Genomic DNA, 15,876 nt, shown 5'->3' on the forward strand with positions numbered 1-15,876 from the left:
TAACAATGAATAATTATAATAATGATAATTTAGGACAATCTTTTAATGGGGTAAATGATAATTTTCAAGCGAACAATAATAATTATAATGAATATCAAAATGCGCAAATGAATTATAAAATGGGAAATCAAAATCAATATGACTATATGAATCCACATGAAAATATGCAAATACAAAATCAAGAATTTGATATGGCTACTGTTTCAGAGTATAAACAAAGGTTAAGAGGAATGAAAGAGGTTCAAGCATTAACTGGAGAAGTTGAAATTCAAAATCCTAATTCTATAGTAATGTTTGGGCAAAAAGCTAGTGAAAATATTTCTAAGGTATCAGATGAATTATTAAATTCAATGAAGGTTGTAAAATCAGAAGAAGTTAGTGAAATGCTAGTAAACTTAACAAAAATAATGGATAAATTTGATGTCAAGGAATTAGAAGGTACAGAAAAAAAATCAATGCTATCTAAACTTATGAAAGGTGTAGGTAATAGTGTTGCAAAATTATTTCAAAAATACGACACTATGGGATATGAAGTTGAAAAGGTATATGTTTTACTAAAAAAATATGAAAATGACATACGAGAATCAAATGCTAATTTAAAAAAATTATATGATGCTAATCTTCATTATTATCAATTGCTTGAAAAGTATATTGTTGCAGGAGAGTTAGCATTAGAAGAAATAGATTTGTATATTTCACAAATTGCTATGAATAACACTATAAATCAAGAAGAAAAGCATATGTTAACACAAAAACTTGAGATAAGTAAAGAGATGTTATCACAACGTGTTTATGATCTTCAAATTGCAGAAAATGTTGCAATTCAAGCAGCACCAATGATTCAAAGTATTCAAATGTCTAACTTTAACTTAATGAGAAAAATTAATTCTTCATTTATAGTTACATTACCTATATTTAAACAGTGTTTAGCTCAAGCAGTAATTTTAAAGAGACAAGAAATACAAGCTAAATCAATAAAACAATTAGATGATAAGACAAATGAGCTTATTATGAGAAATGCTCAAAATACTGCTAGGCAATCTGTAGAGATTGCGAAAATGGCTTCGGGAAGCTCAGTTGCTATATCTACACTAGAAAGCTCCTTTGAAACAATAATGAAAGGAATTGAAGATACAAAAGCAATTCAAGAATCTAATAGAATTCAAAGAATTGAAAACTCAGCTAAACTTGAAAGAATTAAACACAGTATGAAGAAAAATATAGCACAAAGCTAATCTGATAATATAATGAAAAAATAAATAGTAAAAATATAAAGCTGGCATAATGCCAGCTTTATATAAAATATTAATAAAAATTTAAAGGAAATTCAAAAAAAACTATTTTAATACCATAAAAAGAGTTGAAAAATAATTTGTTAAATGGTATAATTTATCACATAAAATGATTAAAAATAATATTTAAATCCTAAGGGGGTATAGAAATGGGAATTAATTTAGGATCAATGATGAATAATATTTATTCAGGATCAAGCAATAATAACGTAAATGCATTAAATTTAAAGAAGAATGATGTACTAAATCTGACTAAGAAGAATCCGGGACTTAAAAAAGTAATATTAGGTGCTGGTTGGGATGTTGCAACAATAGGACAGGATTTTGATTTAGATATAGCAGCATTTTTATTAAATTCAAATGGTAAGGTGCAAAATATCCCAGAAGATGTTATATTCTTTAATAATATGCAAGGTCAGGGTATTTACTTAGAGGGTGATAATAGAACAGGTGCAGGTGATGGTGATGATGAAAGAATCAGAATAGATTTAGAATCTATTTCTCCACATGTTCAAAAAATAGTTTTTGTTGTTACAATCCACGAAGCTCAAGCTAAAAGGCAAACTTTTGGAATGGTTGAAAATTCATATGTAAGAATTTTAGATGAAGAGCATAATGAAAGAGAAGTTTGTAGATTTAATTTAAAAGAAAATGGTTCGACTGTTACTTCAGTAATTTTTGCAGAGTTATGCAAACAAAATGGTGAATGGCAATTTAAAGCTATTGGAGAAGGGAAAATTGCTGATTTGAATGGAGTTTTAGGGATTTATATGTAGTTAGAAGTTTTGAGTTAGTAGTTAAGATTAAAATTACTAAATCAATACTCCTAATTCCTAACTAATCAAAGATTGGAGAGAGAAAGAGATGGTAGGAGTTTTAAATTTAAAAAAGAATGATGTTTTAGACTTAAGAAAAGCAGAGCCAGGATTAAAGAATGTGATGCTAGGAGCTGGATGGGATGTTGCTAAAAAGGGTTTCTTTAAATTAGGTGCTGATTACGATTTAGATTTAATTGCTATATTATTAAATGAAAATGATAAACTTATAAATAGAGGGGTAATTTACTTTGGAAATTTAAATGGTCAAGGTATATACTTACATGGTGACAATAGAACAGGTGCAGGTGATGGTGATGATGAAAAGATATCAGTTAACTTAGATAAGCTTCCATCTAATTGTAGTAAGGTGATTTTTGCTCTTAATATTTATGATGCAGTAGCAAGAAAACAAAGTTTTTCTAAAGTGAAAAATGCGTATATTAGATTATTAAATGAAGATAGCGGCAATAAGGAAATTTGTAGATACAATTTATCTGAAGAGGGTGGAGATAATACAGCGTTACTTTTTGCAGAGTTAGAAAGAAAAAATGGAAACTGGCAATTTAAAGCAAGAGGAGAACTACTACATGCAACAGTTTCTTCTTTAGCAAATATGTACAAATAGAGGTGTAGGAAATGGGAATTAATTTAGGTTCAGGATTTGGAAATTTAACAGGAAATTCAAATAATACTTCTCAAACAGGAGGGATTTTAAATTTAAATAAAAATGATATTTTAGATTTAACAAAGAGAAATCCAGGGTTAAAAAGAGTAAAGCTTGGTGCTGGTTGGGATATATCAAATAATGGTTTTGATTTTGATTTAGATATAGCAGCTTTTTTATTAGATTCAAATAATAAGTTTAATACAGTATCGAATGTTATATTCTTTAATAATAGAGAAGGTCAAGGGATTTCATTAGCAGGAGATAATAGAACTGGCGCTGGTGAAGGTGATGATGAAACTATAAACATAGATTTAGAAAATATTAATCCTAATATAGCTAAGATTGTATTTGTTGTTACTATACATGAAGCTATGGCTAAGAGACAGACATTTGGAATGATAAATAATTCATATGTGAGGTTAATAGATTTAGATCAAAATGAAAAAGAAATTTGTAGATTTAACTTAAAGGAAAATGGATCAACTGCAACATCAGTAATTTTTGCAGAGCTTTATAGAAATGGCTCGGAATGGCAATTTAAAGCAGTAGGAGAAGGTAAAATAGCAGATTTAAATGGTGTATTAGCTTTATATCAATAATCAAAGAAATACATGCAAAAGATAAGGATGCTTTTGCATGTATATTTTTAGACATATATTAATAATATTTTTAATATGTAATAATAAGTGATAATATAGTATGTATACTATATTTCATAAAAAATATGTAAATTTATATTAGGGAGAGGAAGTAATGATTAAAGGACTTAATAAAGACCAAGTAGAAGAAAATAGGAAGCTCTATGGAGATAATATAATTCATGAAGCTGAACCAGAAACATTTTGGGACAAGTTTAAGGGTGCATTTGATGATCCAATGATAAAGCTATTACTTGCAATTGCAGCAATTATGGCTGTTATGGCGTTTATGGGATATGCAGAGTTTGGAGAACTTATAGGGATAGCTATTTCAGTATTACTTGTTACTGGAATTTCTGCAAAAACTGAAATGGCAAGTGATAATGAATATAGAAAGTTAAAAGACTCTGCAAAGAAGGATGTATGTAAGGTACATAGAGATGGAAAAATAGTAGAAATTGAAATTGATGATTTAGTTGTTGGAGATATGGTAATTCTTCAAAGTGGAGATAAGATTCCAGCTGATGGATACCTTTATCAAGGGGATTTAAGGGTTGATAACTCTGCACTTAATGGTGAGGCTGAAGAATGCAAGAAGTTTGCAGTAAGTGATTCTAAAGCATATAGAGAAGTAGCAATGACTGCAGATATAACTGGTGATACTTTTGTTGATGCACATTCTTTATTTAGAGGTGCAGTTGTATTCAATGGTGAAGGTATAATGGAAGTTACTAAAGTTGGTATGAAAACAATGATGGGTGTAATGGCAGAAGATATGGCTGATGATGAAGTAGATAGTCCATTAAAAGTTAAGCTTTCTAAGCTTGCATCACAAATTTCTATGTTTGGATATATAGGTTCAGTTGTTATAGCTTTAGCGTTATTAGGGCATAAGGTAATTGTTGCAGGTGGATTTGCTGATTATTTTGCTAATGGTGGAGTAATGATATTTAAGGATGTATTAGAAGCTATTATGCTTGCTGTTGTTATAGTTGTTATGGCTGTTCCAGAGGGGTTACCTCTTATGATTGCTATTGTTCTTATGAGAAATACTTCTAAGATGTTACAAAATAACGTACTTGTTAGAAAACCAATAGGAATAGAAACAGCAGGTTCTTTAAATATTTTATTCTCAGATAAAACAGGTACAATTACTAAAGGTGAATTAGAAGTGGTTGAATTCTTTGATGGTAATTTAAAAGATAGTTATAAAGATGGTTCAAGGGTAAAAGAAATGATGAAACTTTGCATTGGTAAAAATACAGGTGCAATGTTTGATGCTGAAGGTAAAGTTATTGGTGGTAATGCTACTGATAAAGCATTATTAAATTTCTTAACTCAAGAAGAAATGAATAAACTTACTGACATTACAGTAGAAAAATCTCAGGGATTCAATTCTGCTAACAAGTATTCAGCAAGTCAATTAGAAGGAAAAACTGTATATAAAGGTGCTCCAGAAAGATTACTAGCTAAAGCTACTAAGATGATAGACGAAAATGGAAATGTTGTAGCTATAAATAAAGACAAAATTAATGAAAAAATTGATGGATTAGCTGTAAGAGCGATGAGAGTATTATCTTTTGCTTATAGTGAAAGTGAATTAGTTGATGATACATTACCAGAAGATTTAGTTATAGTTGGTTTTGTTGGTATTAGAGATGATGTAAGACAAGAAGCTAAACAAGCTATAGAAGAAGTTCAAAATGCAGGTATTCAAGTTGTAATGATAACTGGTGATAGAAAAGAAACTGCAGTTGCTATAGCAAAGGAAGCTGGATTATTAAGAAGTAAATCAGATGTTGCATTAACATCAGAAGAGTTAAACAAGATGTCAGATGATGAAGTTAAGTCCATTATACCTAACTTAAGAGTTATTGCTAGGGCTTTACCAACAGATAAATCAAGAATGGTAAGACTTGCTCAAGAATTAAATCTTGTATGTGGTATGACAGGTGATGGTGTAAATGATGCTCCTGCATTAAAGAGAGCAGATGTTGGTTTTGCAATGGGTAGTGGTACAGATGTTGCAAAAGAAGCTGGTGCAATAGTAATTTTAGATGATAATTTTAAATCAATTGAAAGTGCTATACTTTATGGTAGAACAATTTATAACAATATCTTAAAGTTTATTAAATTCCAATTAACAATAAATGTTGGTGCAGTTGCTGTTTGTGCTATAGCTCCATTTTTAGGGGTTGAAGAGCCACTTAAGATAACACACATACTATGGATTAACTTAGTTATGGATGGTCTTGGAGCTTTAGCTTTAGGTTCTGAACCAGCTCTTAAAAAGTATATGTTAGAAAAGCCTAAATCAAGAACTCAAAGTATAGTTTCTGGCCCTATGATGAATCAAATTTTATTTGCTGGTGCTTGGGTAACTATCTTAAGTTTTATATTTTTAAAGGCTCCATTCTTTACAGAGATGTTTTCAAGTACAGAAGAGCATATGACAGCATATTTTTCAATGTTTGTACTTTGTGCAGTATTTAATGGATTTAATGTAAGAAGCAATACTGTAAATATATTTGAACATATTAAAGAAAATATGAGCTTTTTAAAGGTTATGGGAATCATAGTAGTAGTTCAAGTTGTATTAACTATCGTTGGTGGAGAATTCTTTAGCTGTACACCAATTACACCAGTACATTGGCTTGTTATAATAGCTATGGCATTTACAATAATTCCAATAGATATGATAAGAAAAGTTATATTTAATAGCTTAGATAAGGAAAAGAGCTCACAAAATATTGTAGAAGCAGCTTAATGAAAAAGGTAGTGTATTTATAAAGATACACTGCCTTTTTTATTAAATATATAGTTATTTATTAATAACTATATATTTAAATTAGTGAAATAAATTAATATAATAAATAATATAATATTATTTAGGGGATAAAATTGTGGTTAATATGAATAATTTACTTTCAGAAAAAGATTATCTTATTAAAATATTTGATGGGGTAAGAGTTGTAGATCCCATTAAAAAGATAGTTGTTAAGCAAAGTGGGATGATATTAGATAAGGAAAATAAATGTTTTAATTTATGCAAGAAAAAAAATATATGTAATAATTGCATTTCTATTAGGGCTTATAATGAAAATCGTTGTGTTATGAAAATAGAATATATAAATGAGAGAATTTATATGATTATGGCAACACCGATAGATACGAATAACTCTCAATTAGTTATTGAAACTTTAAAGGATATAACAGAGTGTAATATTAGTGAATTTAATGGAGTGAATACTACAGAAGATTTACATAAAAAAATAAATAAAGTTGATAAGATGAACAAGCTAGTAGTTACAGATGAATTAACTCAATGTTATAACAGAAGATACATTAATGAAAGGCTCCCTGTTGATATTGACAAGGCTAAAAGAGAAAACGAAGAATTATCAATTGTATTAGTTGATGTTGATCATTTTAAAGATATTAATGATAAATATGGTCATTTAGCAGGGGATTTAATTTTAAAGGAATTAATAAATGTAATTAAGAGTAATATAAGAACAACAGTTGATTGGATAGCAAGATATGGAGGAGAAGAGTTTTTAATTGTTTTTAATGGTGCAACTAAAGAAGAAGCTTATAATATATCAGATAAAATTAGATTGATAGTTGAAAAAAATGTGTTTAAATATCAAGGAATAAATATTAATATAACTATAAGTATAGGAATTTCTACATTAAATCAAGGTATTATAAATATTGATGAACTAATAGAGGTTGCAGACAAAAACTTATATAAAGCAAAAAAGAATGGTAGAAATTTAGTGGCTTTATAAAAGAGGATATATAATAAAAATAAGAAATTAAGACGAAAATTCCTAATTTCTTATTTTTTATTAAATATTTAAAAGTGCTTATTAATAAGATAAGTTTAAGCTAGTGATTCCCACTCTTCATAAAGATTAGCAATATTTTCTTCTAATTCTTTAATTTCATTATTAACTCTTTGACTTTCAGATGGATTAGAATATATTGATTCAAGACAAAGTTGCTCTTGTAATTGAGTTAGTTCATCTTCTTTTTCAGAAATAGTTTTTTCAAGGTTTTTAATTTTAAGCTGCATAGCTTTAGCTTCTTTTTCAGCTTCGCGTTTCTTTTTCTTTTCATCCTTAAGTTGGGTTTTAGTTTTACCATTAGCTAATTCTTCATAACTCTCAAATCTACTAGGGTTAAGCTTTTTTTCTTGATAATAGCTATAATTTCCTAAGTATTCAGTTACTCCATCTTCTTTTAATTCAAGTATACGCCCAATTACTTTATTTAAGAAGTATCTATCATGAGATATTACCATTAATGTACCATCGTATTGTAAAATTGCATCTTCTAAAGCTTCTCTTGACATAATATCAAGGTGATTTGTAGGTTCATCTAGTAGTAAAAGATTAGATTTAGAGAGCATTAGTTTCAATAAATTGATCCTACATTTTTCTCCACCGCTAAGAGTTTTTATTACTTTAAATACATCATCACCAGTAAAAAGGAATGAGGCTAAATAGCTTCTAAGTTTTGATGTTGTTAAATTAGGGAATTCATCCCAAACTTCATCAATAATAGTTTTATCTAAATTTAGATCAGATTGTTCTTGATCGTAGTAGCCAACATTAACATTAGTACCTAATACTTTTATTCCAGTATCAGATTCAATAGTATCCATTATTATTTTAAATAAAGTAGTTTTACCACGGCCATTTTCACCAATTAATGCTACCTTTTCTCCACGCTTTAAGTCTAAATTTAAATTTGAAAACAAAGTTTTTTCTCCATAAGATTTTGTCATGTTTTCTATATGTAAAACATCATATCCACTTTTTACTGAAGCTTCAAATTTAATTTTAGATGCTTCCTTCTCATGAGCAGGAGCTTCAATTTTTTCCATCTTATCTAGAGCCTTTTCTCTACTTTCAGCAGCTCTTATACTTTTTTCTCGATTAAATGAACGGAACTTTTCGATTATGGCTTCTTGTCTTTTAATTTCAGCTTGCTGTAAATTATAAGCTTTTAGTTTAGCTTCATAGTTCTTTTTTCTTAAATCTATAAATTTAGTATAAGGAACATTGTAACATTCTATTTTACCGCTTATTACTTCATAAGTATGAGTAGTAACAGAATCTAAGAAAAATCTATCATGTGATATTACTAAAACTGTTCCCTTATAATTTTTCATATAATCTTCTAACCAACTTATAGCTTCTAAGTCTAAATGGTTAGTAGGCTCATCAAGTAATATTATATCAGGCTTACGTAATAACAATTTACATAATGCAACCCTTGTTTTTTGTCCACCGCTTAATGTAATTATTGGTTTATAAAAATCATCTTCAGTAAAGCCAAGACCCTTTAATACTCTTGAAATTTCACCTTTATAGACATAACCACCTTTATGTGAATATAAATCTTGAAGAGTAGTATAATCTTTAATAAGCTTTTCATGATATGCTGCATTTTTATCATCATAGGGCTCACTCATTTTTATTTCTAATGATGAAAGTCTCGATTCAATATTTAATAGTTCTTCAAAAACTGAAATAGCTTCTTCGTAAATATTTTTATCAGAGTTAAGTGATAAATTTTGAGATAAATAACCTAGTGTTTTATTTTTGTCTATAAAAACTTCACCAGAATCTTGAGATATTTCTTTTGTTATTATCTTAAAAAGGGTAGATTTTCCCTCACCATTGGCACCAATGATTCCAACTTTATCGCCTTCATTAATTGAGAAGGTGATATCTTTAAGAACATCCCTTACTCCATAGCTTTTACATATATCTTTACAACTTAGTATTATCATAATTTCCTCCGTAATATAGTGAAGTCTTATAAGTAATATGAGGCTGTATCAAAATTTAACTGTGAAGTTTAGAAGTTATAAGTTAAACATAAAATTTAAGTTAAGCTGAATTATTCTTAAACTTAAAACTTTAAACTTGAGACTATGATAATCTTTTGATATAATACCTCAATTAAAATTATACCTTCTAATTATACTATTATACTAAAACCTTATCAAATCTAAAAAAGGAGATGTTTAAAAAACAACTCCTTTTTTTAAATTAAATCTTCAGTGAGCAAATAACCTATAACTGGTTTACCATTAAATACTCCAAGGATATAGATTGTATAAAATTTTCCACCGTCTAAAGTTATATTTTTTATATATTTGGCTGTAACATCAGAAGAAGCAAATGATACTTCGAAGTTATATATTCCAGGAGAAAGTTGATAGTAGCTAGTAGTTTCTAGATATTCAGCTCCATTAAATAAGATGAAATTATTAGGTAATGATAAAGTTAATAACGGTGAATTTTCTGATAAATTTATGAATCTTAAATATGCCTGAGATTTTGTTACTGGAATATTATCATCTTTTAATCTAAATAAAAATAAGTTATTAGATAATGTAACTAATGAAATAGTATAATTTGCATTAGCAACTAGCTGTATATCTTGAGAAAGTATAGGTGTATCATAAGTGCCAGTTAGATAAAGTTGAAAATTATATTCTCCAGGAGTTAGAGTAAAGTATTTAGAAATTTTTCCAAATGCAATATTGCTAGCTAAGAGTGAACCATTGACATAAACATCTATATTAGATGTAGTTGGGTTAGCATGAAGTATTCTTATATTAGTATTTACTCTAGGTAGATATTTGTTAAATTGTTCCATAAAATTCACCTACTTATTACAATTGTCTAAAGAAATTTTAATAATCTTTTTAATCAATAGTTTTGCTATTGGATAAGGAACCCTATAGGCTTTCATAGTAGCTAGTATCCCAGAATGATCATTTTCAATTATATCAAAAATTTTATTCACATCTTCTTCGGTACAATTGTTTTTACGAGAATCAGTTGAAATATAATCTAAAGAAAGATCGAAGTTCCTTAATATATCCACAGCATTAATAGGATTATCTAAGTATCTTTGGTTAAGTGATGGTTCATTGTATGAATGAAGAAAATCATCATCTGATTCTGATGGATACTCTAAATCGTTAGAATTATTGTTTTGGTTTTGAACATTATTATTAGGTTGTTTTGTTTTAGGTGTATAAGGGGTATTATCATCATTTATAGTAGGTATATTTTTAGGATAAGGTGTAAGTGGTGCAATTACAGAAGTTGTTGTTCCAACTAAGTCTAATGGAATGGGAGTGGTATTAAGATTTGAAAAACCTAATGACATTCCACCGTACATTCCTGAAAGTGATATTTGATCAAAATTAAAAAGTAATGGAAACTTTGAACCATCTGGTGAAAGAGTAGAATCAATATTTAAAGGTATAAAATTTAAATCATCATTGTCTTTATTATTTTTTTTTGAACTCATTATTCCCCTCCAAATAATAAATTTATTAATAATATATGTATTTTAAACACATATGTTACTTTATAGAATATGAGTATTATATAGGATATATTACAATAAGGGTTGCTGAGAATGTGGATGTAACAATCGATATAATAAGGAATATATTGTATTGGAGGGAATTATTATGCATAAGGATAATAAAGATGATTTAAGAAAACTATTTGTAGGATTGGATAAAAAGGTTAATGTAGAAGGAAAGGGAAGGATTATTCCTATAAATTTTGATAATGCAGCAACTACACCACCTTTTAAAAGAGTTATGAAAAAGGTTTTAGAAACAAGTGAATATTATGGGTCAATTGAAAGGGGTGATGGGCAAAAATCATTATATTGTAGTGATTTATATGAGGAAAGCAGAAGTTATCTTTTAAAGTATTTTAATGCATCAGAGGATATTTATACAGCAATTTTTGTTTCTAATACTACTGATGGATTAAATATGCTATCTAATATATTGATCAATAGTAAAGATGATATTGTAATTACAACAAGAATGGAACATCATTCAAATGATTTGCCATGGAGATGTAAGTGTAATTTAAAGTATGTTGAAGTAGGTGAAGATGGAAGAATAGATGTTGATGATATAGAGGAATTAGTAGATAAGTATAGGGAACGTGTAAAATATATAACAATAACAGGTGCTTCAAATGTAACTGGATATATAAATGATATAAAAAGGATAGCTAAGTTAATTCATAAATATGGTGGTAAAATTATAGTAGATGGAGCACAATTAGTTCCGCATAAAAAGGTATCTATGTGCCAAGAAGATAGTTCGGAGAATATAGATTTTTTAGTCTTTTCTGGACATAAAATATATGCTCCATTTGGGAGTGGGGCAATTATTGGATTAAAGGAAAGTTTTAATATAAATCCACCTGATTCAAAAGGTGGTGGTACAGTAGACCTTGTATTAGATGATAGAGAAATATGGTTAAATACCCCAGAAAAAAATGAGGCAGGAACACCGAACCTTTTTGGGGCTGTAGCTATTATGGAGGCTATGAAGGAAATTGAAAGAATAGGCTTTGATACTATAGAGAAAAATGAAAAGGAATTATTAAAATATATAATCGATGGACTTAAAGATTTAAATAGAGTAACATTGTATGCTGATAATGAGAATATTAATGATAGATTAGGAATTTTAGTGTTTACTATTGATGGAATGAGCTATGAAGAGGTTGGAGAAAAACTTTCAGAAGTTAGGGCAATTGGTGTAAGGCAAGGTGGTTTTTGTTCACATCCATATACAAGAAGAGTATTAGGAATAGCAGATAATAAACTTCAAGAGTATATTAGTAAAAATGGAGTGCCAGGATTAGTTAGAGTAAGTTTGGGAATATATAATACTAAAAAGGAAGCAAATATATTTTTAGAAACTATAGAGTATTTATGCAGGAGATATGCTAAATAGTTTTGGATTGGTAGTTTGGAGTTAGTAGTTAAGGAAGAAACTCCTGTAGGAGTTTCTTACATAATATCTTTTTTTAATTCAGCTTAACTGAATTTATACCTAAAACTACTAACTATTTATTAAATACTTTAAATACGGGCATTGAAAGAGATGAAATAGCTGATGGTACTGAAGAAACTAGTGGAGATAAGTACTCAAGAACTTCAGCTTTTAAGTTATTTCCCTCTTCATTTATCCATTCAGTTGGGAAATATTTAACGTTATTTGCAACCTTATCAGCTTCTATTAAGAAGTATGATGATTTATAAGGAGCATTATTTTCACGTTTTATACCAATCATATAGCCGCATTTTCCAAGAGAAGCTTGTCTTAATGCTTCATATCCAACTTCATAAGCTTCTTCTATATCAATATTAGAGGCACAGTGCATTGCACATCTTTGTAGAACACCAAGTTCTAAAGATTTTACTCTACTAGTTATACCTGAAGAAATTATTAAATTCTTAAGATAATTACCAACACCTCCTAATTGAGCATGACCAAATTTATCATGAGCTTGTGCGTCAGCTTCAGCAACAAATTTACCTTCAGCAGTTCTTATTCCTTCAGAAACTACTATATAAACCTGATTTTGCTCATCAAATTTATTTTTTACATCTCTTAAAAATTTATCAACATCGAATGCTATTTCAGGTAAATATATAAAATCAGCAACTTGTTTTCCGTTTAATTGAGCTAATGATGCGGCAGCAGCTAACCAACCAGTGTCACGACCCATAGTTTCTAATATGAATATTCCATTATTAATATAAACTGATGAATCCAAGTAAGTTTCTAGTACAGAAGTAGCTATAAATTTTGCTGCACTACCAAAGCCAGGTGTGTGATCAGTGTACATTAAATCATTATCTATTGTTTTAGGAATACCTATAAATTTAATATCTATTCCAGTTTGTTTAGCATAGGCGCTTAATTTTGCAGTAGTATCCATAGAATCATTTCCACCAACATAAAAGAATGCTTTAATATCATTAGCTTTTAATATTTCTAATAATTTGTCATATTCTTCAGTAGATTCTTCAAGTTTTTTCATTTTATATCTGCAAGAACCTAAACCAGATGAAGGTGTATATCTAAAGTTATTTATTTCTTCTTGTGAAAATGAAGAAAGTTCAATTATATTACCATTTAATATACCTTCTATTCCATTTAAACCAGCAAAGACTTTGTTAAAAGTTCCTAAAGTATTATTTGCCTCTAATAATCCAACAACGCTAGAATTAATTACTGATGTTGGTCCTCCTGATTGTGCTATGATACAATTAGCCATTAAAAATACGCTCCTTTTAGTAAAATTAAAATTTATAGTTTTATTTAAATATATATTAATAACTAATACTTAAGAATTAATATGATATACTATTTCGTTATTTAGTGAATACAATATATACTATACAATAAAAAAGAGTAAATTAAAAGATAAAAAATAAAATTTACAATATGAATCATAGGTAGATGAAATATATAATAAAATTATACAAATACTGTAAAATGGAGGATGAGATGAATTTTAAGGATTTAATTATAGTAGGAGTAGCGTTAGCAATGGATGCTGTAGGGGTAAGTATAAGTATAGGAGTCAATTCAGCTATAAAAAGAAGAAATAAAATAGCCTTTATTTTTTCTTTTGCCTTTTTTCAATTTTTATTCTTTTTTTTAGGCGGAGTTTCTGGACATTTATTTGAAACTTATATTACTACAATTCCTAAAGTCGTAGGGGGAATAGCTATAGCTGTTGTAGGTATACTAATGATAAAAGATGGATTTGAAAATGAGGAGAGAGATGAAAGTTTATTAATAAAAAGAGGTATAGTATTAATATTGGGTATATCTGTAAGTATTGATGCCTTTGTAGTTGGGTTTACCGGATTTAGTTACATAAGTAATATAATAAGGGTAATAGGTGATTGCTCAATTATTGGATTTATAACACTAATATTATGTACTTTTGCATTTTATTTATGTAGGTACATTAGAAAGATAGAATTCGTTTCTAAGTATGCAGATTTTTTTGGAGGGGTAACACTAATTATTTTTGCTATCAAAATGATATTTTTTTAAAGTATAAAATTAAAAAAAGTGGAAAAAATCAATCTATAATTTTGAAGTTATTTACAAAATTATAGATTTTTTCGAAATAAAATTTGACATTATGTAAATGATAGGGTATAGTGAATATAACGAAAAGACAGATGTGTTTTATTGAAGGACAAATAAAGGGGGCAAATTCAATGAAAAAACTATCTTTAATTACAAAAATATTTATATGTTTAGTATTAGGAATTGGTATTGGATTATTATGTGGGGCAAATAATATTCAATTCCCAGTAAAAATACTGGCAACTTTTAGTGGGTTGTTTGGCAACTTTTTATCTTTTGTAATACCGTTAATAATAATAGGATTTATAGTTCCGGGTATAGCTTCATTAGGAAGTAAATCAGGAAAAGGAATTATTATAACTACAATAATTGCTTATTTATCTACTTTGTTAGCAGGGTTTGCTGCATATTTAGTTGGAACAGGTATTTTACCTAAATTAATAAGTGAAAGTATAGCATTGGGTGAAGAAGGACAAGCTATTGAACCTTATTTTACAATTGAAATTCCAGCAATTATGGGGGTTATGTCTGCATTAACATTAGCTTTTATATTGGGAATAGGATTATCCAAAATAAAGAATAGTACTATGTTAAAAGTCATTGATGAATTTAACAAAATAGTTTTAATGATAGTTACTAATGTTTTAATTCCATTAGTACCTATATATATTGGATGTGTTTTTGCAAAGTTAAGCTATAGTGGTGAGATTTTTAGTACATTAAAGTCTTTTGGAATAGTATATATTTTATTATTCTCATTACAATTAGTTTATATAGTTATTCAATACTGTATTGCAGGAGCTATTAAGAAAGAAAATCCATTTAAATTAATAAAAAATATGATACCAGCATACATGACTGCTGTAGGAACTCAATCTTCAGCAGCTACTATACCAGTAACACTAGAATGTGTTAAGAAAAATAATATTAGTGAAGAAGTTTTAGATTTCGTTGTACCTCTAGGAGCAACAATACATTTAGCAGGAGACACTATTACTTTAGTTCTTACTTCTATGGCGGTTATGTATATGAATGGACAAACACCAACTTTCGGTATGATAATACCGTTTATATTTATGTTAGGTGTTACAATGATAGCAGCTCCAGGAGTGCCAGGTGGTGGTGTTATGGCAGCACTTGGACTTTTAGAATCGATGCTTGGATTTGGAGCAGTAGAGAAACCAATCATGATTGCATTGCATGCAGCTCAAGATAGTTTTGGTACAGCAACTAATGTAACAGGTGATGGAGCTATTGCTATAATTGTTGATTATATTATAAATAAGAAGAAAAGTAATAGTGTTCAAAATGAAGATAATGAATCGGTAGTAGCATAAAGTTATAAGTAAAAAGGAATGTTTTTAAATTTATATGATAACACTATGGTGTACATATTATATTTTAAAATATTCCTTTTATATTTTATAAAAATAAATAGTAACAAAAGAAACAATTTTGTTTTGAATTTTATTTATAATGTATTTTTATAAAGTTACGT

13 protein-coding genes are annotated in these 15,876 nt (G+C 28.3%); 9 read left to right on the forward strand and 4 right to left on the reverse strand.

Going from position 1 to position 15,876, the window contains the following annotated elements; genetic code table 11:
* Window positions 1-5 precede the first annotated feature (5 nt).
* The 6 genes from I4V63_RS05100 (at window position 6) to I4V63_RS05125 (ending at window position 7,206) form a co-directional block, all read left to right on the forward strand.
* Window positions 6-1,235: a toxic anion resistance protein gene (locus I4V63_RS05100; protein ID WP_243280452.1), complete on the forward strand. Its 1,230-nt coding sequence runs from the start codon at window positions 6-8 to the stop codon at window positions 1,233-1,235.
* Between the two features lie 206 nt (window positions 1,236-1,441).
* Window positions 1,442-2,068 (forward strand): TerD family protein, encoded by a 627-nt coding sequence (locus I4V63_RS05105; RefSeq protein WP_196000219.1) that lies wholly within the window; start codon window positions 1,442-1,444, stop codon window positions 2,066-2,068.
* 88 nt (window positions 2,069-2,156) lie between these two features.
* On the forward strand, window positions 2,157-2,735 hold the full coding sequence (locus tag I4V63_RS05110) for a TerD family protein (RefSeq protein ID WP_196000220.1): 579 nt from the start codon (window positions 2,157-2,159) through the stop codon (window positions 2,733-2,735).
* A gap of 11 nt (window positions 2,736-2,746) precedes the next feature.
* The gene (locus tag I4V63_RS05115) at window positions 2,747-3,376 is read left to right on the forward strand and encodes a TerD family protein (protein ID WP_196000221.1); all 630 of its coding nucleotides are present in this window, start codon (window positions 2,747-2,749) and stop codon (window positions 3,374-3,376) included.
* A gap of 154 nt (window positions 3,377-3,530) precedes the next feature.
* Window positions 3,531-6,182 carry a calcium-translocating P-type ATPase, PMCA-type gene (locus tag I4V63_RS05120; RefSeq protein WP_196000222.1) on the forward strand — a complete coding sequence of 884 codons (2,652 nt, stop codon included), beginning with the start codon at window positions 3,531-3,533 and terminating at the stop codon, window positions 6,180-6,182.
* Window positions 6,183-6,327: 145 nt separating this feature from the next.
* Entirely contained in the window at window positions 6,328-7,206 is an 879-nt protein-coding gene (locus tag I4V63_RS05125; protein ID WP_243280455.1) for a GGDEF domain-containing protein, read from the forward strand.
* A 95-nt stretch (window positions 7,207-7,301) separates the two neighbouring features.
* Here I4V63_RS05125 and abc-f read toward each other — a convergent pair whose 3' ends face one another.
* The 3 genes from abc-f to I4V63_RS05140 all read right to left on the reverse strand — a co-directional run bounded on the left by abc-f (window position 7,302) and on the right by I4V63_RS05140 (window position 10,756).
* Window positions 7,302-9,218 carry a ribosomal protection-like ABC-F family protein gene (abc-f, locus tag I4V63_RS05130; RefSeq protein WP_196000224.1) on the reverse strand — a complete coding sequence of 639 codons (1,917 nt, stop codon included), beginning with the start codon at window positions 9,216-9,218 and terminating at the stop codon, window positions 7,302-7,304.
* A 257-nt stretch (window positions 9,219-9,475) separates the two neighbouring features.
* Entirely contained in the window at window positions 9,476-10,093 is a 618-nt protein-coding gene (locus I4V63_RS05135) for a DUF4397 domain-containing protein (RefSeq protein WP_196000225.1), read from the reverse strand.
* A gap of 9 nt (window positions 10,094-10,102) precedes the next feature.
* Complete coding sequence (locus tag I4V63_RS05140) at window positions 10,103-10,756, reverse strand: hypothetical protein (protein WP_196000226.1); 654 nt, start codon at window positions 10,754-10,756, stop codon at window positions 10,103-10,105.
* Between the two features lie 166 nt (window positions 10,757-10,922).
* On the opposite strand from I4V63_RS05140, the gene I4V63_RS05145 reads away from it, so the two are divergent.
* Window positions 10,923-12,218: an aminotransferase class V-fold PLP-dependent enzyme gene (locus I4V63_RS05145; protein ID WP_196000227.1), complete on the forward strand. Its 1,296-nt coding sequence runs from the start codon at window positions 10,923-10,925 to the stop codon at window positions 12,216-12,218.
* A gap of 112 nt (window positions 12,219-12,330) precedes the next feature.
* On the opposite strand, the gene I4V63_RS05150 is transcribed toward I4V63_RS05145, so the two are convergent.
* Window positions 12,331-13,548 carry a 6-phosphofructokinase gene (locus tag I4V63_RS05150; RefSeq protein ID WP_196000228.1) on the reverse strand — a complete coding sequence of 406 codons (1,218 nt, stop codon included), beginning with the start codon at window positions 13,546-13,548 and terminating at the stop codon, window positions 12,331-12,333.
* Window positions 13,549-13,781: 233 nt separating this feature from the next.
* On the opposite strand from I4V63_RS05150, the gene I4V63_RS05155 reads away from it, so the two are divergent.
* Together I4V63_RS05155 and I4V63_RS05160 are read left to right on the forward strand one after the other, a co-directional pair.
* Window positions 13,782-14,339: a manganese efflux pump gene (locus tag I4V63_RS05155; protein WP_196000229.1), complete on the forward strand. Its 558-nt coding sequence runs from the start codon at window positions 13,782-13,784 to the stop codon at window positions 14,337-14,339.
* 170 nt (window positions 14,340-14,509) lie between these two features.
* On the forward strand, window positions 14,510-15,715 hold the full coding sequence (locus I4V63_RS05160) for a dicarboxylate/amino acid:cation symporter (protein ID WP_196000230.1): 1,206 nt from the start codon (window positions 14,510-14,512) through the stop codon (window positions 15,713-15,715).
* The last annotated feature ends 161 nt before the right edge of the window (window positions 15,716-15,876 follow it).

Origin of the sequence: Clostridium sp. 1001271B_151109_B4 (genome assembly GCF_015670405.1) — a bacterium.
Classification (GTDB): domain Bacteria; phylum Bacillota; class Clostridia; order Clostridiales; family Clostridiaceae; genus Clostridium.